The 23552-nt window shown below is 54.2% G+C and carries 12 protein-coding genes and 1 CRISPR repeat array; of the genes, 10 read left to right on the top strand and 2 right to left on the bottom strand.

Annotated elements, in window-relative coordinates; all coding sequences use genetic code 11:
* Positions 1–3 precede the first annotated feature (3 nt).
* The 4 genes from QZR17_RS04915 to QZR17_RS04900 all read left to right on the top strand — a co-directional run bounded on the left by QZR17_RS04915 (position 4) and on the right by QZR17_RS04900 (position 13574).
* A complete protein-coding gene (locus QZR17_RS04915) occupies positions 4–9117 on the top strand; it encodes a UvrD-helicase domain-containing protein (protein WP_297128402.1) in 9114 nt (3037 codons plus the stop codon).
* Between the two features lie 13 nt (positions 9118–9130).
* The gene (locus QZR17_RS04910; RefSeq protein WP_297128399.1) at positions 9131–11017 is read left to right on the top strand and encodes a 3'-5' exonuclease; all 1887 of its coding nucleotides are present in this window, start codon (positions 9131–9133) and stop codon (positions 11015–11017) included.
* A 337-nt stretch (positions 11018–11354) separates the two neighbouring features.
* Entirely contained in the window at positions 11355–12275 is a 921-nt protein-coding gene (gene dapA, locus QZR17_RS04905) for a 4-hydroxy-tetrahydrodipicolinate synthase (protein ID WP_297128396.1), read from the top strand.
* Between the two features lie 78 nt (positions 12276–12353).
* Positions 12354–13574, top strand: coding sequence for an MFS transporter (locus QZR17_RS04900; RefSeq protein WP_297128393.1), 1221 nt, complete (start codon positions 12354–12356; stop codon positions 13572–13574).
* 231 nt (positions 13575–13805) lie between these two features.
* Positions 13806–14285: a CRISPR direct-repeat array (repeat unit 29 nt; unit sequence CTCGCAGACCATATTCCATTAAAACAAGG).
* Between the two features lie 899 nt (positions 14286–15184).
* Here the strand turns inward: QZR17_RS04900 and QZR17_RS04895 are convergent.
* Positions 15185–16018, bottom strand: a complete 834-nt coding sequence (locus QZR17_RS04895; RefSeq protein WP_297128390.1) for a zeta toxin family protein — start codon at positions 16016–16018, stop codon at positions 15185–15187.
* Positions 16005–16271 (bottom strand): hypothetical protein, encoded by a 267-nt coding sequence (locus tag QZR17_RS04890; RefSeq protein WP_297128387.1) that lies wholly within the window; start codon positions 16269–16271, stop codon positions 16005–16007. The genes QZR17_RS04895 and QZR17_RS04890 overlap by 14 nt, the downstream gene beginning before the upstream one ends.
* A gap of 418 nt (positions 16272–16689) precedes the next feature.
* Here QZR17_RS04890 and QZR17_RS04885 point away from each other — a divergent pair, with 418 nt between their 5' ends.
* The 6 genes from QZR17_RS04885 to nadA all read left to right on the top strand — a co-directional run bounded on the left by QZR17_RS04885 (position 16690) and on the right by nadA (position 23478).
* Positions 16690–16914 (top strand): DUF4492 domain-containing protein, encoded by a 225-nt coding sequence (locus tag QZR17_RS04885; RefSeq protein ID WP_297128444.1) that lies wholly within the window; start codon positions 16690–16692, stop codon positions 16912–16914.
* Between the two features lie 55 nt (positions 16915–16969).
* The gene (locus QZR17_RS04880; protein ID WP_297128385.1) at positions 16970–18562 is read left to right on the top strand and encodes a cytochrome ubiquinol oxidase subunit I; all 1593 of its coding nucleotides are present in this window, start codon (positions 16970–16972) and stop codon (positions 18560–18562) included.
* 36 nt (positions 18563–18598) lie between these two features.
* Entirely contained in the window at positions 18599–19777 is a 1179-nt protein-coding gene (locus QZR17_RS04875; protein ID WP_297128381.1) for a cytochrome d ubiquinol oxidase subunit II, read from the top strand.
* Positions 19778–20028: 251 nt separating this feature from the next.
* On the top strand, positions 20029–21621 hold the full coding sequence (gene nadB / locus QZR17_RS04870) for an L-aspartate oxidase (RefSeq protein WP_297128378.1): 1593 nt from the start codon (positions 20029–20031) through the stop codon (positions 21619–21621).
* Between the two features lie 40 nt (positions 21622–21661).
* Positions 21662–22546, top strand: a complete 885-nt coding sequence (gene nadC, locus QZR17_RS04865) for a carboxylating nicotinate-nucleotide diphosphorylase (RefSeq protein WP_297128375.1) — start codon at positions 21662–21664, stop codon at positions 22544–22546.
* On the top strand, positions 22546–23478 hold the full coding sequence (nadA, locus tag QZR17_RS04860; protein WP_297128441.1) for a quinolinate synthase NadA: 933 nt from the start codon (positions 22546–22548) through the stop codon (positions 23476–23478). The genes nadC and nadA overlap by 1 nt, the downstream gene beginning before the upstream one ends.
* Positions 23479–23552 lie beyond the last annotated feature (74 nt).

Below are 23552 nucleotides of genomic sequence, written 5' to 3'. Positions count from 1 at the left end.
GCTATGGGCAAACCTGATTACTCCGTAAGCTCAGAGTACATAATAGGTCACATCGATAACCTTGACCTATCGGACCTCCCTACGACCACCGACATACTAGGGCAACCTCGACTGCTTGGAAGGATCAAGCATGTCGTTAAGACGGGGGACTTTGGCTTCATTCTGACCAATCAGATGGGGCACAGAAGGGCAAAAAGCGGTAATCTCACCCCGACAGAGAAACAAGAGCCAAGTGAGATATTCATCCACTCCTCTGACTTCGATGGGAATAAGCTCAGGAAAGGAGAGTATGTCACCTTTGAGATTAACGAAAGGGGCAAGAAGGGAACGAAGGCACTGAATGGGCGAAAGCTCGAAATTAGCAACGAAGACTACCGCGCTGTCAAGCAGTACGTCGATGAGTATAGCCATATACGCGGCTCAGTCGAGAACAAGAACTACGACATTGATATCCAAAGGGACATCTGGCGACTCTTTTCCCAGACGGTAGAGGGTCAGACAATTGTGCTAAAGGATCTCATCCAAGAGCTTGAGGGACTGCCTGATGAGGATCGAAGCAAAAAGATCATCAAGCTATTGGATGCTCACGGCTTAGGCACGGCATCGATATCTACTCCTCTCGAGAAATCTATAGATGAGAATATCGACCCTGCACTTAGGGATAAGCTGCGAGAGATTAGTCGCCTTACTCTCATCCAGTCGATCGAGGACTATGACATCAAGATGTTCTCCCGGGAACTTCCGGTACACGACCCGGCATCGACTGCAGGGGCAGTCATTGATCGACTGAGCAGAGATCAAGAGCTCGACGAGCAGTGCACACACTTTGTCAATCATCTTGAGAAGGCTTTCCCGGAGGTCTACAGGGAAGTTGTGAGACTACTTCCAGAAATCCCCAGCTTGGCTCCCCTTCTCTTCCAGTCGACTGGTGATATCGAGGCTATAAAGGATGACGCATTCATCGAGTACCTATGCAAGAGGTCAGCCAGCTACGGGGAGATAGCCCCATTGCTGCGAGGTCTCTTATCCCGATTAGATCGAGACCAAGCACTGAGCTATGCCAAGTACATAGCAAGCTCCGACTCGGCAAGCGATGAGCTGAGGCTGGTGATCTACACACTTACCGGTGACAGGGATCTCGGGACAACCATAGCACTATCGCCTGAGACTACAGAGCTACAATCATACAAGAAAGAGATCCTGCAGATGGCTCTAAGGGAGCTGAATAGCTCCTTAGTCGACACCCTCGATGTCGTCACTGACAATGACCTTGTCAATGAACAGATCTCTGCCGTGCTGGGGACGGAAGGGCAGACGGAGTCAAGTGTGCTTGACTTCCTCCGGAAGCTATCCCCCGATACACTCTCCCACTATACATCGACTCCTGAGGAGGTATCCCCCTCGCCTACACTCCGATGGGCTCTCTACGCGCTGACCAAGGACAATGTGTGGCTTATGGATGAGTCTATTGTCGAGCAGCTCAGCCAGCAGTCACAAGCATCGTATGAGGCGCTCCACTCTCTTTGGAAGGAGAAGATACGCAAGAAGGACAAACCAGCCATCGCACGATATATCGCCGGGAGTGAAGGAGCCCTCCCTAGCTTACTGATATACACCCTTTGCCTCACCGGCGGGACCGCCTTAGTGGACAGGATCAAGGGGGAGCAGAAGGTGTACGACCAGGTACAGGGATTGGTGGCTCCGTTATTCAGAGATGCCGTCGAGACGCTTGATGCTGCTACTATTAATAGGATCGGGGCAGTAGTCGACATCGAGACTGCCAGGTCATCCCTACGCACTGTATTTGGACAGATCAAAAGCAAAGATGAGGAGGCGATCGTCGGGTTTCTCTCTCGGGTAAGCACCGACTTGCTCAGCCTCTACTGTGAGAGAGTCGACGAGACATATCCATCAGTACACCTTCGGCTGTTGCTCTACAAGGCCACCAAAGATACCAAGTGGCTCGAGGAGACAGAAATAATCCACCATCTCAATGGTTTTGCTGACTACGGTCATGATCCTCGGATACTTTTGTCACACTACACAGATGAGGGCGACGACTTAAGTCACTTCCTGACCTATATCAGGAATCACCCACACTCCTCCAAGGGTCTACTCCTTTACCTATCCACAGGTTATGAGGACAAAGGGCTCCTGCAGGATTTGATCAGGGATAGGGAGACGCTGGAGAAGATGAGGAAGCTAAGTATAGATGACCTCGCTCTATCCTTTGCCACTGCTCCTGACTTAGACGAGGAGTCTCGTAGAGCCTTCTTTGCGACGATGGGTGCTGAGAAGATCAGTATGGTACTCCACACCTACGACGAGGACCATCGGTACCAGTACTTACAGACTATTGATGATGAGCTGGGGCTAGAGATCGTCGGTACATACTTCCGGGATACGCCGCTCTTCCATCACTATGTGGGAGAGAAGTGGGACCTACTCAAAGCGGAGATCCCCTATATGGCCTTTGACTTAAGGGCAAAGGGTGATCAAGTGGAGGAATTTGCGTTTATCAAGGAAGATAATGTCAGGTACTACGACTCTCAAGACCAGCTGAGGTCCTTAGAGCGGAGTCTCAAGCGATACCCCATTGTCGTCGGTCACGACATTAAGCGCCACACTATGTCGCTGCTTGAGAGTAAGGGGATCAAGACCGAGTCCCACATTTGGGACACTATGGAGATCGAGATCCTCCTTAATCCCTGCCGCTACTCCTACCACTTGACCGAGCCTGAGAGTATCCAAGAAAAGACGAAGCTGGTCAATAGGCTCTTCTGGAACCAGCTGTATCGACTATCACTGGAGCCCAACCTGTGTGAAGAGCTGGCAGCATTCCTTCCAAAAGAATTGAGTGACATCCTCCGGACCCTGCAGACGCCGGTCTTCGCGCAGTACTTTTCAGAGACGGAAGAGAAGGGGGAGCCTTTCTTCCGACAGCTCAAGCCCATTGATGCCTCTCTTGAGGAAAGACTTAGGGAGATTGCCGAGACACCGGACTCGGAGAGGACTCTGATCATCGCTCCGAAGAGCATATGGCCAAGGCTTGCGCTACTTATGCCGCTATCATTTCCGACGGAGACGGAGGAGGACAGCATCAGCTACCAATCCGTCGACAGGGAGAGGATTGAGTCGAGCGGAGGACTCGATGTCCTTACCAGGACTATCCTTAAGCGCTTCTGTGAAGTATCCAGGACACCTATCGTCGCCAATATAGCTCTGTACTTGCGCACTCAAGGAAGTGGCGATATCAGCGTCTACCTCTCCGATGAGAGACTTATACCCTTCCTCTACGTGAGACCGAGCCACATCGACTGCATCGAGACTTCCGGCTTTGTCGACCAGACACTATATCAGAGAGATTACACGCATATCTATGCGATTGGGACAGAGATTCACGATCGGTCATTCGTGCAAAAAATCGACAAAGAGTACACCTCTGAGGAGCTCATCGATCTCCACTCCCGACTACCTTTCTCGATGGCGGCATCCAATATTGCCCTCCTTGACAAGGAGGAGAGAGCAGGTCTGGGTATATCGGACGAACCACTGACGGCCAACACTTGGGCCGAGAAAAGTCTCTCCGGGAAGATCTCGATCTTCCGAAACTATCAGTATCAGACACTCAGGAGGAAATTCTTAACCAACTTTAATGCTGACCCTGCGGTATATCCGTGGGAGCTTGCGAGCGTCGGCAATACGGAGCAACCCATTGTCATTGCTCGGCTATCAGATCCCGTTACTGAGGACTTTAGTGGCAAAGAAAAGCGTGTCAGCTCCTTCTCTGTCTTCCGAAGTGCCTACTGGGTCGCTCAATTTGCTCTTCTGAGTGAGATAAAGGAAAGAAATCGAGGAGTTGTGCTCGTCTACATACTCCGTATGAGGGAGGAGAGAGAGTCACTCATAGACTATGCCACACAATTAGGCTACGACGTACCTCGCGAGGGGGAGGGGCTGCAGCAGATAGACCTCATACGTGATCCGAGTCGAGGGCTGGTCCTGATAGATAAGGAAGACTTCCTGAGAGAGATCGGTACCTATCGTACAGATGAGGCTCTATGCTATGTATGGGACGACTTAGATATCGAGCGCCATATGATTATGTGGGACACCCTCCCATTCGATGGCGACGATCAGAGGTCTACTCAAAGGAGGGAGGACGAGGACACGGTCACTAAGTCCACCGCGCGTCAGTGTATGGCCGCATCGTGGCCGATCATACGGCACTACTACTCCCTGATGGTGGCTAATAATCCCGATACACGGCTCTACGTGATCGATCCCCACTTGGAGGACTACCCGACTCCACTTGATGCCAGCCTCGCAAAGCTGGAGGAGTACGCCCTCTGGGAAAATAACTCGAGGTATGAGACCGCACTTGCACAGGCAGGACAATACTTCGCAGATGGGCACCAAGAGGAGAGCTCTCACTCCACAGAGGAGGTTATGGAGATGCTTAGAAGGCCCTTCCTTGGCACCAACTCCGACAGCGAGCCCTTTGACTGGTATGACTATCAGAAGCCAATACTCAAGGAGATCATAGAGCCGTCGGGGGACTACCTCGTCACTCTACCCACAGGCGGAGGTAAATCTGTACTCTTCCAAGCACCGGCGATCTACCATGCCATCCACCGGCACAGACTGAGTATTGTCATCTCACCTCTGCTCGCTCTTATGCAGGATCAGGTAGAGGAGCTCTTCGAGAAAGGATTTGGGACCAATGTCGACTACCTAAGTGGATCCAGGGAGCCATTTGATGTAGACTACATCTACAGACGAATAGTGAGCGGAGAGCTTGCACTTCTCTATATCACACCGGAGCGATTCAGGGTCAAGCGATTTATGTCTGCCCTCGAGACGCGTATTAATAGGGATGGAGGTCTGGAGTATGTGATCTTTGACGAGGCTCACTGTATTACTCAGTGGGGCCAAGAGTTTAGGCCGGACTATCAGTATGCTCTGCAGCGCTGCATCGAGCTGAAGCGGAGGTACAATGACTTCACCTTCTCACTCTTCTCTGCCACCATCACAGCTCAGGTCGAGAGCGAGATAAGAGAGTTCCTACCCGATATCAAGCGTCTCGGTGAGAGTGCCAATCCTGTCCGGGACCACATAGACATATCCTTTGCGTTATCAGGCCTCAGTGCAAGCGCTGGCACACAAGGACACACTATGGATGACCGAGTGGCGGCCATTGTCGACTACATTAAGGCAAATAAGATCGACTTCCAAAAAAGCCGTATGCTGATCTTCTGTCGCAGGCGTCGCGAGTGCGAGGAGGTTACTGATATGCTCAGTGAGCTATGTAAAGCCTCGGATGCAGATCCTATATTGAGACAGTGCGCTGATCACATCGATTACTTCCATGCCGGACTCGACAGCCAGCAACGGAGTGACAAGTACAAAGCCTTCAAGAGCTCTGCAGATAGTCGGGATGAAGGGAGTGGAAAAGACATCTACATCCTAGCGGCCACGAAAGCCTTTGGCATGGGGATGGACATACCCAACATACACTATCTCGTCCACTTCAGCCCTCCCTCCTATATAGAGGACTACCTACAGGAGGTGGGTCGCGTGGGACGCAGTAGGAAGATGTTTGAGGACGTATTTGGGCCGGAGGGGCAGATACCTGCACTCTGCATCAACTCTGACGAGGACTTCAGGGTCCTCAAGGAGCTGCTGATCAGCAATATGCTCAGCTGGTCCGATATCGTATCCTGCAAGGAGGCAGTGATTGCCTTTATTGAGAAATTCCAGACCCTCAAGGAAACAGAGTCCCAGCCTGTCCTTGTGCCCTTCAATGTCTGGCAAAAAGAGTCAGGGGTCTCCAAGGACATCACATCTACTCGCATAGCTCTTTACTGGCTTGACCACATAGGCCACCTCAAGACAGAGTATCTAGGCGCCGGCTACCTAACCATCTCTTTCTCAGGGAAGTCATTAGCAGGCTGTGATCACGAGGAAGTGCTCAATTACATCAGCAAGTCATGTACTGATCCTACCGGGAGTAATATCATATGCCTTCGTGATATCCAAAATGAGTTTCACCTTGCAAGGTACGAGTTGATGGATATCCTTATTGAGGCGGTAGAGAAAGAACTTCTCTTGATCAATAACACCCTCCACTGCTCGCTCGCTCCTTACCGCTATTACGAGACGAGGTACTTCCTTTTAGAGAGAAAAACGGCACCCCTGACCCTCCAGATAATACTGAAGGGACTTCACGACTTCCTCAGCAGCTGTCGAGTCAATAAAGAGATCGTGCTGGACGATGAGGCACGAAGAGACTTGGCAGGCCACCTCTTGGATGGGATTGACCTCTCCAGAATATCCGTGAAAGCCCTGGATAGCAAGAAGAAAGAGGTCGACTACATGATATGGAGAAATTCGGAGCATGAGGCCCACCTCAGTGGAGCAGTCACGAAACTGGAGACCTACACAGAGGATATCACCACCCGTACCGGTACTGATATGCTCAAGTTACTCAAGTTTGTCCCCGGGGTAAGTCTTCACATCAAGTACAGGAGGAAACAAGCCATCTACTACATCACGGTACATGACAAGCAATGGGAGAAATTCTTGCCCTTGCTCAGGAGAGACTGCACCAGCTTCCTTGAATCAATCGTGACCAACGACCGGACAAACGACATGATAGAGTGGGCTTCTGATGCCGTGAAGCTTACCAGAGGTATGAAGCTGCAGTCGAGATATATTTACTTCAGCACTATTCTCCAGACCCTCTCGATGCTTCGCTATATCAATCACTCCGGCCTGCTCCCATCGTGCATAGAGTGCTATACGACAGAGAAGAGCAAGGACTCCCTCGAGGAGCCACTTGAGGACAAGTCCTCTCCACTCTACGAGCTGCGTAGGGAATTTGAGGAGGTGAATAGGGTAAAGATTCTTCGTCTCGCTTGTATGCAGATATATTCCGCCCTTGCACCTGATCGACAAGAGAGCTTCATCAAGAGGTATTTCGGGTGTAGGAATACCGATGAGTACTTTACTCTAGCCGGTGAGAGTGCCCCGGAGGACTCCGGCATTATGCAACAGCTCACCGAGGAAGCGCTAAGGGATGAGGAGCGCAAGCTTGAGTCAAATCCAGCACAGCTGGCGATCTACAATCAGCCCAGGGATGCCAATGTCAATGTGCTTGCCGGACCGGGGTCTGGGAAGACTCATGTCCTTACTCTCCGATGTGCTAGGCTTATCTACACTGAGCACGTCAGTCCTAATAAGATACTCGTACTGGCATACAATAGAGCTGTCGTCACGGAGCTGAGGAATCGGCTCAACCACCTCTTCACAAGGCTCGGGATGAGCCGGACGGCGAATAGGATCAATGTACACACGTTTCACGGCTTAGCTAAGAAATGTCTCGGGAAATCACTTGACAAGACTAAGCCGGAGCTCTGGGAATACTCCTTTTACGACTACCTAAGCAACAATAAGAGAGCATTTATCCTGCGCTACCCTGAGATCACTCACATACTGGTAGATGAGTTTCAGGACATTACCCAGGTGAGGCTGGATTGCCTACTGATGCTTCACGACATCTATCCTAAGGCGTCGTTCTTCACCATCGGTGACATCAACCAGAGTATTTATGGCTTTGACCGGATCCCAAGGGACAGTAGTGGCGAGCGCAAGCAACTTAGTCCTGAAGAGTATGCCCGTTGCGTAGACCCAAAGCCTTACTACGCCCAGTTGAGAGAGGCCATCCACCCGGTGGAGATGACTATGTTCACCAACTATAGGTCCTATCAGAAGATCCTCGACGCCGCTAAGACCTTCCTCCCTGACGGATGTCAGCTACCCAAGGCAGCTGATGTCATCATGGAGCACGAGCCTACGGAGAGCTATGTACATATCAGTGACTGTGACTCTGACAATAGTCAAGAGTGGACCCGTGACCTGCTAGAGTACATAGATAAGATCCGTAAGACCGGGGCGTCCCAACAAGACAGTCGTAATGCCATACACACCATTGCTGTATTCTTCAGGACAAATAGCGAAGTCTACAGATGCTATGCCCAACTCCGAGAGAAGGAGAAGCTTCCCGATGACGTACGACTGAGGATACAAGGGACGAGCGTATGTGAGCTCTGGAGAGCAAGGGAGATCTATCACCTCATCCACTTACTTGAGTCCTCATCCGGCAAGCTATGCGAGATCGAGGGAGATAAGACGGCCACAGAGCTGAGGGACATTGTCGAGGATCTGAGGAGGAGCTATCCCACATGGGATGAGTTCTATATCGACATAGCTTACACGCTATCGCTTAGCTACCTGGACTCCATCCGTGCCAGCGAGAGTCCTCACACCTGGCAGGATATGGCCGACTACATCAGGGATATCTCCTCACAGGATGATGGGGGAGTATTCAAGATCTATGAGGACTATAAAGATCAGCGACTGATCAAGGACGACCGCCTCGAGGTCATCCTTACTACGATGCATAAGGTGAAGGGTCTCGAGTTTGATGCCGTCTTCATCACTCCCTCCTCGGTCGGTCTCCCAATCATCCCACACCGTTGCGACTACCTTGATGGTGAGTATCTCTCAGCAGATGACTTGGCGGACATACAGGAGGAGCAGAAGCTACTCTATGTGGCATACACAAGAGCCAAGAAATACCTGTATGTATCTAAGGGCCCGAGAGAGCGAGCCGTAGAGAGAGGCGAGGAGATCTATAGGTCTCAAGACCCGCAGCAAATACTCTATATGGAGTCCGACCCTAAGCTCGGCAACTACAACCTCTCGTACAGTGCCGGCAAAGAGTACAGAGGCGCCCGGGAGTTAATCCGTACAAAGGTCAAGAGAGGTGCAGCAGTGAAGCTGATAAGGGACAACCGGGGCAATTATAAGATCTACCAAGACTCTATCACGCCACCGATCGGCATCCTAACATCTAGGAGTCAGACCCCAAGCAGGATAGCAATTAATGCAGCCAACAACAGTGTGTCTCAATTGGGTGGCTTCTTTGTCAGCGACATCGTAGCCTGGACCTACGAGGAGACAAAAGACGAATACAAAGAAAACTGGGGTAGTGAGGCTATCCAGAACGGCTATATATATGTCGTACTTATAAGCGGTGTCGGCACCCCTGACTAATATTCAGATGGTTATGAATCTCATCAAGGAAGATCTCAAGCAAAATTTCGATAGAGCCTCTGAGGAATACAATAAGGGGGACTATGTCTTTTTCTTCAGAGACATCAGACCTGCTATCGAGGACTTAGCAAAGCTGATACTATACGACTGCCTTGACGAGCGGCTCGCAGAGGATATAATCTCCGGTCGAAAAAAACTGATCCTGAATAATAAAACCAAGGAGGTCTACTGGACTAATCAAAACAATGGCAAGGAACTCAAAGGGAGTGGCCTGATATGGCCCATTGAGAAGGTCTTGACCCTCAGGAATTCTACGCGGATCCAGAGAGACAATAAGCACTTTCAGACAGAGCTGGAGAGCGCTACTGCCACTCTAGTCCGTCTCTACAATAATGCCAGCGAGATCGGGAGCCACTCCGGGAGTCGTACCGATGATATTTTTGTCGTGGCACTGGACTGTGCTTCCTTCCTTGTACGGGAGTTTAAGTTCCTCAAGGAGCAAAAGCTCATTTCAGCTGAGACGATCGGCTTCCTTAGCACACTCAAAAAGCTCGACCTGGCCTCGTCAGAGAAGCTCAAGGAAGCAGAGGAAGCACACGACAAGACCCGTAAGGAGCTAGATAAAGCACAGCAGGACATATCCAAGACACGAGAAGAGCTGGAGAGTCTAAAAAAGCAGGCTACGAAGGAGTCGGAGGAGAGTAGCTCTATTGTCAAGAGTAAGCTCCAATTGATCGAGTCTCTATCACAGACGATCGAGAAGCTGGAAAAGCAATTAGCCGAGGAGAGGGAGAGAGCCCATCATATAGAGGAGGTCTCTCAGGAGAGGCACACAGCAGGTCAGCAATCCTCCCGGCCCGTCCGGTCCGAGGAGTCAAGTGTCCACACGTCCATATGGGATCCGGGAGACGAGGCCGTTGAGGAGGACGATGATCAGATGGATCTGATCGAGCTCAGCAAGGACCAGTCTATGCTCATCACAGGATGCGCAGGAAGCGGGAAGTCTGTCATCGCTATGCACAAGGCTCAGAAGATCGCTGAGGAGGGTGGAGATGTGATACTCCTCACGCTGACGAAGTCGCTGAATAGCTTCATGAAGCTCGGGAAGCGAAGTGCCAATTACCAGTTTTACACTGCAGCCAAGTGGGAGGTTATGGGATGTCCCAAGGCCGATTATATCATCGTAGACGAGATCCAGGACTTCAATAGGGACCAGGTCAAGAGGTTTATGGATGCTGCTAAGACGGCCTACTACTTCTTCGGGGACTCTGCCCAGTCCATCTATAAGCACTTCGATCAGCCTACAATGTCGATCGAGGAGATATCTGAGCTTACCGGGCTAAAGCCACTGAGGCTGTACAATAACTACCGCCTCCCCCGTAATGTCGCTAAGATCACAGAGGATTATGTGGGCGTTGATGTACCACCATACAAGGATAAGGTATACAAGAATACGACCGACCACCTTCCGCATATCATTCACTCCGACAGCCTTGAGAAGGAGATCAACCTTATCGCCCAGATCATCGAGGAGAATAAGGGCAAGAAGATCGCCATACTTCTCTCCAATAATAGTGAGGTACAGACGATCGGGGAGGAGCTTAAGCAACGAGGTCTATCCGTCAGGATTAAGTGCAAGACCGGTGGGGAGAGCGATGAGATATATGAGCTCGACTTCATGTCGCCAGACCCTATGGTGATGACCTACCATAGCTCTAAGGGTCTACAGTTTGACGTCGTCATCCTACCCGAGTACGAGGGTGCCGCTGACGATGGCAGACGGAGGACACTCTACGTGGCTATGACACGCACCATGGAGCAGCTGTATATCATCTACACCACCGACAGCCTCCGCTACCCACTCTCGGAGGTTCCCTCGAGACTATATCTCAAGGAGTGAGGCTGCGACGGCTACATCGAGCAAGCCCACAGCCCAGGTACGATTTGTTTTCACCATTCGCTCCTAAGCAAGGATAGGCTGTCTGCAAAGGACTCAGACGCTATGTTGTTGATCATCTGCCTCCCTACAGCCTACAGGAAACCCTCGTACTATGAGTCTGGACGCTTAGTGTCCGTCCAGTGGTCGCCGACGAGATCACCAATGCTTACGACCAATCTTGATTAAGAAAGCACCGATTCACCTCTTTCGCTCCCCGTCAGCTCAGGAGACGTGGCGCCACGAAGAGGAATATTTCTCTTACATTTGTCTCAAAGAAATCCATTAGAGTACGATAGCTATGCTTACCAAAAGGATCCTATACCTCCGCGGACTCGGGACGGCGATGGTGACGCCCTTCACCGATGACGAGACCAAGAGCGTCGACTACGACCGCCTCCGCCTGCTGATCCGCCGCCAGATAGAGGGTAAGGCGGACTTCCTCGTCGCCCTCGGCACCTCCGCTGAGACCCCCACGCTCACGGAGGAGGAGCAGGACCGGGTCATCCGCACCTTCGTGGAGGTCAATCAGGACCGCCTGCCGCTCGTCGTCGGCGTCTCCTCCAATAGCACCCTCAAGGTGATCACCCGCCTCACCACGATGGACCTCACCGGCATCGATGCCGCCCTGGTGGTCTGCCCCTTCTACAATAAGCCCTCCCAGGAGGGGCTCTACCGCCACTTCCGCACCATCGCCGAGGTATCGCCCATCCCGATCATCATCTACAACGTCCCCTCGCGCACCGGGGTGAATATGCTCCCCGAGACCACTATCCGCCTAGCCAACGACTGCCCCGCCATCATCGGCATCAAGGAGGCGAGCGGCATCGTCGGGCAGATCGATCTCGTCCGGCATCGCGCACCGGAGGACTTCTTCGTCCTCTCGGGTGACGACACCATCACCTATCCCCTGATGACCATGGGCATCGACGGCGTGATCTCCGTGATCGGCAACGCCTACCCCGCCACCTTTGCCGAGATGGTTCACCTGCTCGCTGAGGGGAAGGATAAGGAGGCACTCCACACCCACCGGCTGCTCAAGGAGACCTTCCGCCTCCTCTTCGTGGACGGCAACCCCTCCGGAGCCAAGGCGCTCCTCAGCCTGATGGGGCTGGCACCCAACGTCCTCCGACTGCCCCTCGTGCCGGTGTCGGAGAAGACCCTCGCCGCCCTTAAGTCCGAGTACAGCTCCGTCAAGGGGGATCCCGCCTTCCGAGACTGAGGCGAGATGGTGTCCCTGCAGTGCGACCCCTTGCGGGTCGCACTGATAATTTCGTTTCCATAATACAATAACGACTATATGCAATCTACCTCTACGCTTAAGGGCAAACTGATCGTGATGAACTTCCTGGAGTACGCCGTCTGGGGAGCTTGGCTGATCTCCCTCGGCGTCTACCTCGGGACGCTCGACTTCACCGGCGGGCAGATCGGCGCTTTCTTTGCCACTATGGGCATCGCCTCGATCTTTATGCCGACACTGATGGGCATCGTCGCTGACAAGTGGATCCCCGACGAGCGGCTCACCTCGATCTGTCACCTCATCGCCGGAGGGCTGATGATCGCTGCCGCACAGGTGACCGACTTCACCTCCCTCTACACGCTGATCCTGCTGAGCGTCTGCTTCTATATGCCGACCCTGGGGCTCAGCAATGCCACCGCCTACTCGGCACTCAACCGTGCGGGGCTCGACACCGTGAAGCACTTCCCACCGATCCGCGTCTTCGGCACCGTAGGCTTCATCTGCGCGATGCTGGTGGTGGACAACCTCGGCTTCAAGACCTCTGCGACACAGCTCTACATCTCCGCCGGACTCTCCTTTGCCCTCGCGGCATGGATGTTTGTCTTCCCCTCGAGCCGTATCATCCGCAAGCCGCGGACCGGGGACGAGGGGCTGCTGGAGAAGCTGGGGCTGGAGGCCTTCCGCCTCTTCAAGCGGCACGACATGGCGATCTTCTTCCTCTTCTCCGTGCTCCTCGGCATCTGTCTCCAGATCACCAACGCCTTTGCCAACGTCTACATCACCGGCTTCGGTGAGAACCCCGCCTACTCCAGCACCTTCGGTGTGGAGCACTCCGGCACGCTGATCTCCCTCTCGCAGATCTCCGAGGCGCTTTGCATCCTGATGATCCCCTTCTTCCTCAAGCGCTTTGGCATCAAGGCGGTGATGATGATCAGCTTCATGGCGTGGGTGCTGCGATTCGCCTTCCTCGGCTGGGGCGATCCCGGCGACGGGGTGTCGCTCCTGATCCTCTCGATGATCATCTACGGGGTCGCCTTTGACTTCTTCAATATAAGCGGCTCGCTCTATGTGGACAAGCAGACCTCGCCTGCGCTGCGCTCATCGGCTCAGGGCGTCTTCCTGATGATGACGAATGGGCTCGGCTCCACGATCGGTGCCTATGCGGCGGGCTTTGTGGTCGATCGGGTCTGTTTTCCGGAGAGCTGGTTTATCTTCGCCGGCTATGCGCTTGTCGCCGGGATCCTCTTCTGGCTCCTCTTCCACGACCGCTCGGCCGAGTGACGACACCCGGTCGAGCTCAGCCTCCCACTCTGTGATCTCTATCCTCTTGATAAAGAGGGAGATCACAGGAAAAGTGGGAAAATTGTAAGGCAGAGATAGCACGTTATACAATCAATTCAAAAAACCTTTGTATATTTGCACTCAGAGGTACATGTTTTCCCTCAAAATTTTAGGGTTCTGCGGTTTTTTCGGTCGTAAAGGGCTCACATACAGATCTTCACAGATTTGACCCTCGCAGACCATATTCCATTAAAACAAGGATTAAGACTTTTCTCACTTGCGGCATCCAGAGCCGAGTTGGAGCCTCTCGCAGACCATATTCCATTAAAACAAGGATTAAGACCCGTTAGGCACCATCTCGGGGAGATCATTGATGTTTGCCTCGCAGACCATATTCCATTAAAACAAGGATTAAGACTTTGTCTAGTTGAGCCTTTACAGACTCAACAGTAGACTCGCAGACCATATTCCATTAAAACAAGGATTAAGACCGTGGTTCTGAGGGTACCTTACAAGCTGTCTCTCAGCGACTCGCAGACCATATTCCATTAAAACAAGGATTAAGACCCTCCAAGTCTCCCCTACAACGGGAGCATAGGTGCCTCGCAGACCATATTCCATTAAAACAAGGCTTTGAGATCGGAGGCACGTTGTCCGACCCGTCCGACTTGTCCGACCTATCCCCGCAGACCAAGGCGTCACCTAATACCGGTAAAAGATTTCTCTAATACCGATATTAGTGATCTCTAATACCGATATTAGAGAAAACTAATATCGGTATTAGATTTCGCCCCTATCCGCCAAGGGCAAAAGCCCTCAGCGAGAGCCTTCATCGGGAGAGCGCTCTCGGGGGACTATTAGACCGAAGTGGGCACCCCTTTACGGGTGCCCGCTTCATAGTCACAGATCGAGGGGCGCAGCCCCGGCGACCCGTGGAGAGGGCGCACAGGAGGGCGCCCAAAGGGCAGTCAGAAGAGGCTAAGAAGAAGGCTAAGATGGCAGCTAAGCTCTACGAAGATCCTTGTCGAGCTTGTGATGTAAGCAAAGCGACCCTGTACCGCTGCCTATCGATAGTCGGTGCGAGAAAGAGACGATCTCTATAAGGTCTCTCACCTTTTCATCCCAATTGATTTTGCATCATCTTCCTCCTGCCCGTCAAAGGTCTTCCCATTTACTCGAAGATGAAGGCTGTCACCGCTTTGTGCCGTGTCGAGAGTGACATCTTGCGTTCTTATCGCAACTTTATCCAGTCCCATTCTAAGAGACCTTTGCATAACACCCCATCTGCGGCGTCACTTTCGAGATTCGGGCTTGGTCATGTGCGTGAGCACACTTCCTTCGCCCTCACTCTCAGTTCCTTGCATCTGGAGCATTCTGCAAAGTCTCTGCCGAAAAAGCACAGCTTTTTCGGTGAAAGACCATTTTGCAAAGGTCTTTCTAAGGGCTTGGGATATGGTTAGTTCACCCGTTAAAGCCCTTTCACGCTTATACAGAGGGCTTCTGTTGTACTCCTTGCATTCCCTATGCCGGACGTTTTGAATAGCTCTACGCTATATGTGAGGCGGTCGATCTCATCGAGTAGATTGTCCACCCTGATGGGAGAGACCAAATCACCCTCGGTCAAGGGATGGTATGGTCTTCATAAGCACTTGAATCTGTTTTAAGAGCTCCTTCCTTATGCCCTCTTCTTGGATAATCCCTAAAGCTGCCAGACCTCTATCTAAAATAGGAAATACAATCCTTGGGTTTTGCAATTGAGCGTTTCGGGATGTCTCTATAATCTCGCTTGGCTTCTCGTTGATTGACCATTCCCCATTTACTCTTTTATAGTCAGCGATTAGGTCAATGCCAAAAATAGAATATAGGCGTATCCTGTCGATGTCCTTGTCCTCATACGCATCGTCCAAAGTCTTTGGTATGCCTATGCAAGCTTGGCGGTGACTCTCAAAGTCCGCCAACCTGCCATTACCTATAGACTGCACCTCACCTGCAAATCTTGAGAAGAGATTGATAGCCGTAAGTTCATAAGGGGCGGAGATGCATATAAGCTCTACCTTATAGCCGGCTTTCTTGAATTGTTTTGCTGTATCAGCAACAACATCACTTCTCCTCATTGTCCCTTCTACTGAGACAGACAGCCTATTTCTGATTGCCTCGGCTATCAATCCCTCTGTGAACACATTGGAGAAGATCTGCGTCTCGCTAGAAAAAGCTATAGGGTCTGAAAGTAATTCGTCATACCTTGGGTGATGTACCCTATACTCATCACCATTTATGAGTAATAGATTAGGCTCTTCTGTCTGTGCTATTTTTGCCAGACTGCTTTTCCCTGATGATGGCTGCCCACCAAGTATATAGGCTGTTGGTGTTGAGTGCCCGGGCTTGGCACTTAAAAGTTGGTCTTTAAGTTGCTCGAAAAGAGCTAATACGCTATTTCTGTCCATACTTTGCTTTGAGCATCGGAGCGTATAGGCGAGTGACTTTGTCCTGAATGCTCTTGGCTATTTCATCGTCTCCCAATACTGCCATCTTTTCGTATTCCAGTAGCAACTGCCTTTCCTCCAGAGCCTTTCTTTCCTTATCGTTTGTTGTCTTTAGGAGTTCATTGAGTGTGAGTCCTCGAAGCGTTGCTATAGCATTAGACATTATCTCTTTGTCGGTAAACGTCCTGACCTGCTCTAATTGTCTGTCTGTCATAATAATTGCTTTTAGTCTAAATATTATAGTCTACGCAAATGTACGCATTTTTGTGTCTCGTAGACCTTATTCCATTAAGGCAAAAATTTGGGATCGGGGGCAGATCGTCCGACTTGTCCGACCCGTCGGGATCCATCACGCCAGGGGCGATGAGATCGTTGCCCCCGATTTCCACTCCATCCACGACACTCCCGGGTGACCCGTTTGTCATCCGGGGGTGGTGCTTTTTGTGCAAATTGCAGTTTTTACGATAAAAAGGGGGCGAAATAGGGCTCTTTTGGTGGCTAATATTTGTATTTATTGGCAAGAGTGGCTAATATTACAGACGCAAAGGAGTGAAACGACAGAGCAGAGTACCATCATGACCGACAAGAAGCCTACCACCATACAGCCTGCATCGTCAGGCGAGGCAACCCTCGTGCGGGGAAATATCTTCCACCGCTGGTGGGTGATCGTGCGTGACGGCTTCCGGGGGATGACCTGGGGCAAGCCGCTGATCTGGCTGATCCTGATCAAGCTCTTCATCATGTTTGCGATCCTGCGCGCCTTCTTCTTCCCCGACTTCCTTGCCTCCAAGGGCGACACGGAGGAGGAGCAGCAGGACTATATCGTTGAGCAATTTGTCGAGCGATCTATCCCGTAGACCACCCGAGCAGCTGTTATATAAAAAATTCACAAAACCTCATCTACATTATCTTATGTTACTCAGTTCACTTGTTGACTGGTCGCGGATCATGTTTGCCATGACGGCGATGTACCACTGGCTCTTTGTCCCGCTGACGCTGGGTATGGGCTTGGTGATGGCGATCGCTGAGTCGAAGTATCTCCGGACGAAGGAGGACTTCTGGCGCGAGACGGCCAAGTTTTGGCAAAAGATCTTCGGGATCAACTTTGCCATCGGTGTCGCCACCGGTCTGATCCTCGAGTTTGAGTTCGGCACCAATTGGTCCAATTACTCCCACTTCGTCGGCGATATCTTTGGTGCACCGCTGGCGATCGAGGGTATCTTAGCCTTCTTCCTGGAGGCGACCTTCTTCGTGGTGATGTTCTTCGGCTGGGGCAAGGTCTCCGACCGCTTCCACCACTTCGCTACCTGGATGACGATCCTCGGTGCCACGATCTCTGCGTGGTGGATCCTCGTCGCCAATGGCTGGATGCAGAATCCTGCCGGCATGCACTTCAATCCCGACACTGTCCGCAATGAGATGATTGACTTCGCTGCCGTGGCGCTCAACCCCATGGCGGTGTCCAAGTTCTTCCACTCCGTCATCTCCAGCTGGCTCCTCGGGGCGATCGTCGCTATGGGTATCTGTGGCTACTACCTGCTGAGGGATAAGCGCAACCGCTTCGCCATCGAGAGCATCAAGCTCGCCTCCACCCTCGGCATCGTCGCCTCTGTGCTCACCATCGCCACCGGTCACCTCTCCGCGAATCATGTGGCAGAGTACCAGCCGATGAAGCTCGCCGCCATGGAGAACCTCCAGCGCGGTCAGCAGGGTGCGCCACTCTCCATCATCGGTATGCCCAGTAAGGATGCCCACCCTGTACTGGCTCCGGAGGAGGATGCATGGAACTTCAATCTCGAGCTGCCGAAGGTGCTGAGCTTCCTTGCCTTCAATGACTTCAATGCCTACGTCCCCGGTATGCGCGACATCATCGAGGGCGGCTACACGAAGCGTGACGGCACCATCGCCATGTCCGCCGACGACCGCATTGCCTCCGGTAAGGTGGCGATCCAGGCTCTCGCTGACTACAAGGCGGCGAAGAAAGCGGGCGACGAGGCTGCTGCTGCCGGCTACCGTCAGGTGCTAGACGACAACTTCGCCAACTTTGGCTACGGCTTCATCGAGAATAAGGCCGACCTAGTGCCCAACGTAGGTATGCTCTACTACACCTTCCGCATCATGGTCTACCTCTCCGTTTTCTTCCTCCTCGTCACGATCCTCGGATACATCTTCTCCAAGCGGACGATCACCAAGCCGGCGGAGCACGATATGAGGCGCCAGGGATGGTTCTCCTGGGTGATGCTCATCAGCATCCCGCTCGTCTACATCTGCTCTCAGTGCGGCTGGATCGTCGCCGAGGTAGGTCGTCAGCCCTGGGCGATCCAGGAGGTGCTTCCTGTGGGAGCCGCCATCTCGGATCTCAATGCCGGCAGCGTGCAGGTGACCTTCTGGATCTTTGTCTGCTTCTTCACCGCCATGCTGATCGCTGACATCTGCATCATGGTCCATGCGGTCAAGAAGGGCCCCCGGACCGATGAGGAGCTGCCCGCAGCCCCTGAGCGCTAATGTATCACCACAGATAGATAAGAGACACTACTTACTATGGCATCATACGATTTCTTACAGAACTATTGGTGGTTTATCATCTCGCTCCTCGCCGGGCTGCTGGTCTTCCTGATGTTTGTCCAGGGCGGACAGTCACTCATCTTCAGCCTCGGTAAGGACCCGAAGTACCGCCGCATGCTGGTCAACTCGACCGGCCGCAAGTGGGACCTCACCTTCACCACCCTTGTCACCTTCGGTGGCGCCTTCTTCGCCTCCTTCCCCCTCTTCTACTCCACCTCCTTCCCCGGCGCGTACTGGGTATGGATGCTGATCCTGCTCCTCTTCGTGATGCAGGCGGTCTCCTACGAGTATCAGCATAAGCAGGGAAATGTGTGGGGGTCAAAGACCTACCAGGTCGCTCTGCTCCTCAATGGCATCCTCGCCCCGATCCTGATCGGTACAGCGGTGGCCACCTTCTTCACCGGAGCCAATTTCAGCGTCAATCCTGAGGCACTCACCAATCTCGATGGTGGCAGCCAAAACGTCTCCACCTGGCTCCCCTACGACGTCCCCGGCGTCGGTCCCGTGCAGTTGCGCGGCCTCGAGGCGGTGCTCAATCCGATGAACCTTGTCTTCGGTCTCGCCGTCTTCTTCCTCACCCGCGTCACCGCACTCCTCTACTTCATCAATAACATCACCGACCCTGAGGTGAGCCGTGTCGCCCGGAAGCGTGTCCCCGCCAATGCGATCTGCTTCCTCGTCACCTTCCTCGCCTTCCTCATCTACGCCCTCCTCGGCAAGGGCTTTGCCGTCGATCCGCAGACGTCGGAGGTCTACATGGAGCCGTATAAGTACTGGCACAACCTGATCCAGCAGCCGGCCCTCCTCGTCGCCCTCCTCATCGGCGTCGTCCTGGTGCTCTACGGCATCGGCGTGACGGTCTTCAAGAAGGGCTCCACAAAGGGCATCTGGTACCACGGCATCGGTGTCGTGGTGACGGTGACGGTGATCTTCCTCCTCGCCGGGTGGAATAACACCTCCTACTACCCATCCTTCGGGGACCTGCAGAGCTCGCTGACGATCCGCAACTCCTCCTCCTCGCAGTACACCCTCAATACGATGATGTACGTCTCCTTCCTGATCCCCTTTGTCCTCGGCTACATCATCTACGTATGGCGCAAGATGGACTTCCATAAGATCAACGAGTCGGAGATGGCGAAGGACGAGAAATACTGATCCCGCGATCTCACGATAAATAGAGAGAGGGTGCAGCCAGACGATCAGGCTGCACCCTCTCTCTCTATGCCTCCCCTGTGAAGGGTTGGGGAGACGAAGCACCCCTTGCGGGTGCCTCACGGATGAGCCCCTTGGTACATGACTTCCCCAGTGCTCTAAGGCGTCGCTAATCGACGCGGCACGCGCTCGGCTTAGGGATTGAGTGACAAAAAGGCTACATTTGTAGAGAGTATAACCAGTACCGTAATATAATGAAGCGGCTTTTTGACTTTGTCGTCGTCGGCGGCGGCCTCGCAGGCCTATACTCTGCCTACCATCTCTCCCGACGCGGCTCAGTAGCCTTGATCGCTCAGGGAGCGGTCGAGGACAGCAATTCGTACCACGCTCAGGGCGGCATCGCCGCTGTCAGTGCGCCGGGCGATACCACCGATGAGCACTATGACGACACCATCGTTGCCGGTGTCTACCTCAACGACCCCGATGCCGTCCGCGTCCTCACGGAGGAGGCACCGGCACGGATAAGCGAGGTGGTCGGCATGGGGATGACCTTTGACAAGACCCCCGATGGTCAGACCGCTCTCGGACTGGAGGGTGGACATCACCACCATCGCATCCTCCACGCCGGGGGAGACGACACCGGGCATCGGATCTCTGACTTCATGATCCGGCAGGTGAGGGCGCAGGAGGCGATCACCCTCTTTGAGCACCACGAGGCGCTGGAGCTGATCGTCCGTGAGGGACGCTGTCGTGGCATCCTCGTGTATGACAAGGAGGCACACCGCATCGAGCCCTTCCTCGCCGGCAGCGTCATCCTCGCCACGGGGGGCTGCGGGGCGCTCTTCAGCCCCACGACCAATCCTCCCACCGCCCTCGGGGACGGCTGCGCACTCGCTCATGAGGGCGGTGCGGAGCTGCGGGATATGGAGTTTATCCAGTTTCACCCCACGGGACTATACACAGAGACGGACCACGCCTTCCTCATCAGCGAGGCGGTCCGCGGAGAGGGCGCGATCCTGCTCAATGATCACGACGAGCCTTTCATGAAAGGGCGTCACCCCCTGGCCGACCTCGCCCCGAGGGACGTGGTGGCGAGGGAGATCTTCCGAGAGATGAAGAAGAGCGGTGCCTCGCACGTGCGCCTCTCACTGAGCCACCTGGACCCGGAGCGCATCCGCCACCGCTTCCCCACCATCACCGCCTACCTCGACTCCCTCGGCATAGACATCACCCGTGAGATCCCCGTGGCGCCTGCCGCCCACTATACCGTCGGTGGTATAGCGACAGACCTGGAGGGACACACCTCCCTACCCGGGCTGTACGCCGTCGGGGAGGCGGCGAGCACCGGTGTCATGGGCGCCAATCGCCTCGCCTCCAACTCCCTCATCGAGTGCCTCGTCTACGGCAAGCGCGTGGCGGAGAGGGCCGAGGGAGACCCCGTCGACCTCACCGACCTGCCGGAGGAGAGCGTGCCGAGCCTCGGTCGGGAGCAGTCGGAGGAGTGGTCCCGGAGGGAGGGAAAGCCGATCGAGGAGAAGTGCGCCCGACTGATGACTGCCTACTGTGGCATCATCCGTCGCGGGGACGAGCTACGGCGACTGATCGTGCAGCTGGGCATCGAGGAGGAGCGCGTGCGACCGCTGAGCCGGGACAACGTCTACGCCCTGATGACCCTCCGGAGGCTCCACCTCTCCACACTGATCGCCCGCTCCGCCCTCTCCCGAGAGGAGTCGCGCGGCTGCCACTATAGGGAGGACTTCACTGCGACAAAGCCACAGGGCAGCGTCTTCCACACGCTCATCGACCAGGACGACACCATTCGCCAAGAGCCGGTCGCTGAGGAGTAAGAGCGAGTCATTTTTTTCATCACCACACTATAGCACAATCATGCATCCATACGACATAGAGGAGGAGAACTTAGATCGTCTCATCGACCTCGCCCTGGACGAGGATGGGGTCTCGCACGACCTCGCCACCCTCTCGATCATCCCGAGAGAGGAGCTCCAGACCGCCTTCATCACTGCCAAGGCGGACGGCATCATCTCCGGCATCGAGGTGGCCCGCCGACTGATAGAGGCGGTAGCCGACATCGACGAGGAGGTGGACTATGAGCCGCTCGTCGCCGACGGAGACCATATCACCAAGGGACAGGACCTGATCCGGATCCGCTGCACCTACCGCACGCTCCTCGGGGCGGAGCGGACGATGCTCAATTTCCTCCAGCGCATGAGCGGCATCGCCACGGCGACAGCACAGCTCGTCAAGCTCTGCGAGGGCACCCGGGCGCACGTCCTCGACACGCGCAAGACGCTGCCGGGGCACCGACTGACGGATAAGATGGCGGTACGCCACGGCGGAGGGTACAACCACCGCCTCGGGCTGAGCGACATGTGTCTCCTGAAGGACAATCACATCAAGCTCGCCGGCAGCATCACCGCCGCCGTAGAGTCAGCGCGCCGCTCCCTCCCGCTCTCCATCAAGATCGAGGTGGAGACGGAGACCATCGAGCAGGTGGAGGAGGCCGCACGTGTCGGCGCCGACATCATCATGCTGGACAATATGTCCACCGAGATGATGACCGAGGCGGTACGCCTCATCGACGGTCGGGCCAGGACCGAGGCCTCCGGCAACGTCTCCGCCGAGACCATCCGCGCCATCGCCGAGTGTGGCGTCGACTACATCAGCGTCGGCGCCCTGACCCACTCCGTGAGGGCACTCGACATCAGTATGAACTTTGGACACAAGGAAAAGGGAACCTCAGACAGGAAATGATGACTCAGGAACAGCTCTACAGCGAGATCAAGCGACTTAAGGAGGAGAGAAATGCGGTGATCCTGTCGCACTTCTACCAGACGGCAGAGGTGCAGCGCGCCGCGGACCTGCTCGGAGACTCCCTCCAGCTCTCTCAGGAGGCGGGGCGGACCGATGCGGAGGTGATCGTCTTCTGCGGTGTAAAGTTTATGGCCGAGACCGCCTCGATCATCTCGCCGGAGAAGAGAGTGCTCCTCCCCGTCCGCTACGCCGGCTGCACCCTCGCCTCAGCGATCAAGGGCTCTGACCTAAGGGCGTGGAAGGAGCAGCACCCTGACGGCATCGTCGTCAGCTACGTCAATACCACCGCCGACGTCAAGGCTGAGACCGACTACTGCGTCACCTCCTCCAATGCCCTCGACATCGTCCGCAAGCTCCCTAAGGACTGCCCGATGCTCTTCTGCCCCGACCGCAACTTAGGCAACTACATCCGCTCCAAGACCGGGCGCGAGATGGACATCTGGGACGGCTGCTGCGTGGTCCACGAGGTGGTCAATCGCATCGATGTCGAGCGTTTCCTCACGGAGTACCCCGATGCCGAGTTGCTGATCCACCCCGAGTCCCCCGTCGCCCGAGAGAGAGACTATCAGGACAATCCGCGGATCCTCTTTGGATCCACGGCGGCGATCCTCAAGCGTCCCGCCGCCTTTGCCGAGCCGCATACCTTCTGCATCGGGACCGAGATCGGCATCATGACCGAGCTGGAGCGGCGCTATCCGCAGCACACCTTCGTCAGCATGATCCCCGAGAAGCACTGTCGCACGATGAAGCTCATCAGTCTCGAGGACGTGTACGAGAGTCTCCTCCACGACCAGTATGAGGTGAAGGTGCCCGATGATGTCCGTGAGCGGGCGATCGTCCCGATCCGCCGTATGCTCGAGATGAGCAAGTAAGCCTCAGGGACTAAGGAAAAAATTATCCCCTGCAGAAGGTGCCCCTCCCCGAGATCGAGAGGGACGCCGGACGG

Origin of the sequence: uncultured Porphyromonas sp. (genome assembly GCF_900541275.1) — a bacterium.
In the GTDB taxonomy this organism is placed as follows: domain Bacteria; phylum Bacteroidota; class Bacteroidia; order Bacteroidales; family Porphyromonadaceae; genus Porphyromonas_A.
Note: the sequence above shows the minus strand (reverse complement) of the source record. Positions and strands in the feature narration are given on the sequence as shown.

Coding starts and splice junctions, on each gene's coding strand:
- QZR17_RS04915 (WP_297128402.1), top strand. CDS start 4: ATGGGCAAACCTGATTACTCCGTAAGCTCAGAGTACATAATAGGTCAC.
- QZR17_RS04910 (WP_297128399.1), top strand. CDS start 9,131: ATGAATCTCATCAAGGAAGATCTCAAGCAAAATTTCGATAGAGCCTCT.
- dapA (WP_297128396.1), top strand. CDS start 11,355: ATGCTTACCAAAAGGATCCTATACCTCCGCGGACTCGGGACGGCGATG.
- QZR17_RS04900 (WP_297128393.1), top strand. CDS start 12,354: ATGCAATCTACCTCTACGCTTAAGGGCAAACTGATCGTGATGAACTTC.
- QZR17_RS04895 (WP_297128390.1), bottom strand. CDS start 16,018: ATGGACAGAAATAGCGTATTAGCTCTTTTCGAGCAACTTAAAGACCAA.
- QZR17_RS04890 (WP_297128387.1), bottom strand. CDS start 16,271: ATGACAGACAGACAATTAGAGCAGGTCAGGACGTTTACCGACAAAGAG.
- QZR17_RS04880 (WP_297128385.1), top strand. CDS start 16,970: ATGTTACTCAGTTCACTTGTTGACTGGTCGCGGATCATGTTTGCCATG.
- QZR17_RS04875 (WP_297128381.1), top strand. CDS start 18,599: ATGGCATCATACGATTTCTTACAGAACTATTGGTGGTTTATCATCTCG.
- nadB (WP_297128378.1), top strand. CDS start 20,029: ATGAAGCGGCTTTTTGACTTTGTCGTCGTCGGCGGCGGCCTCGCAGGC.
- nadC (WP_297128375.1), top strand. CDS start 21,662: ATGCATCCATACGACATAGAGGAGGAGAACTTAGATCGTCTCATCGAC.
- nadA (WP_297128441.1), top strand. CDS start 22,546: ATGACTCAGGAACAGCTCTACAGCGAGATCAAGCGACTTAAGGAGGAG.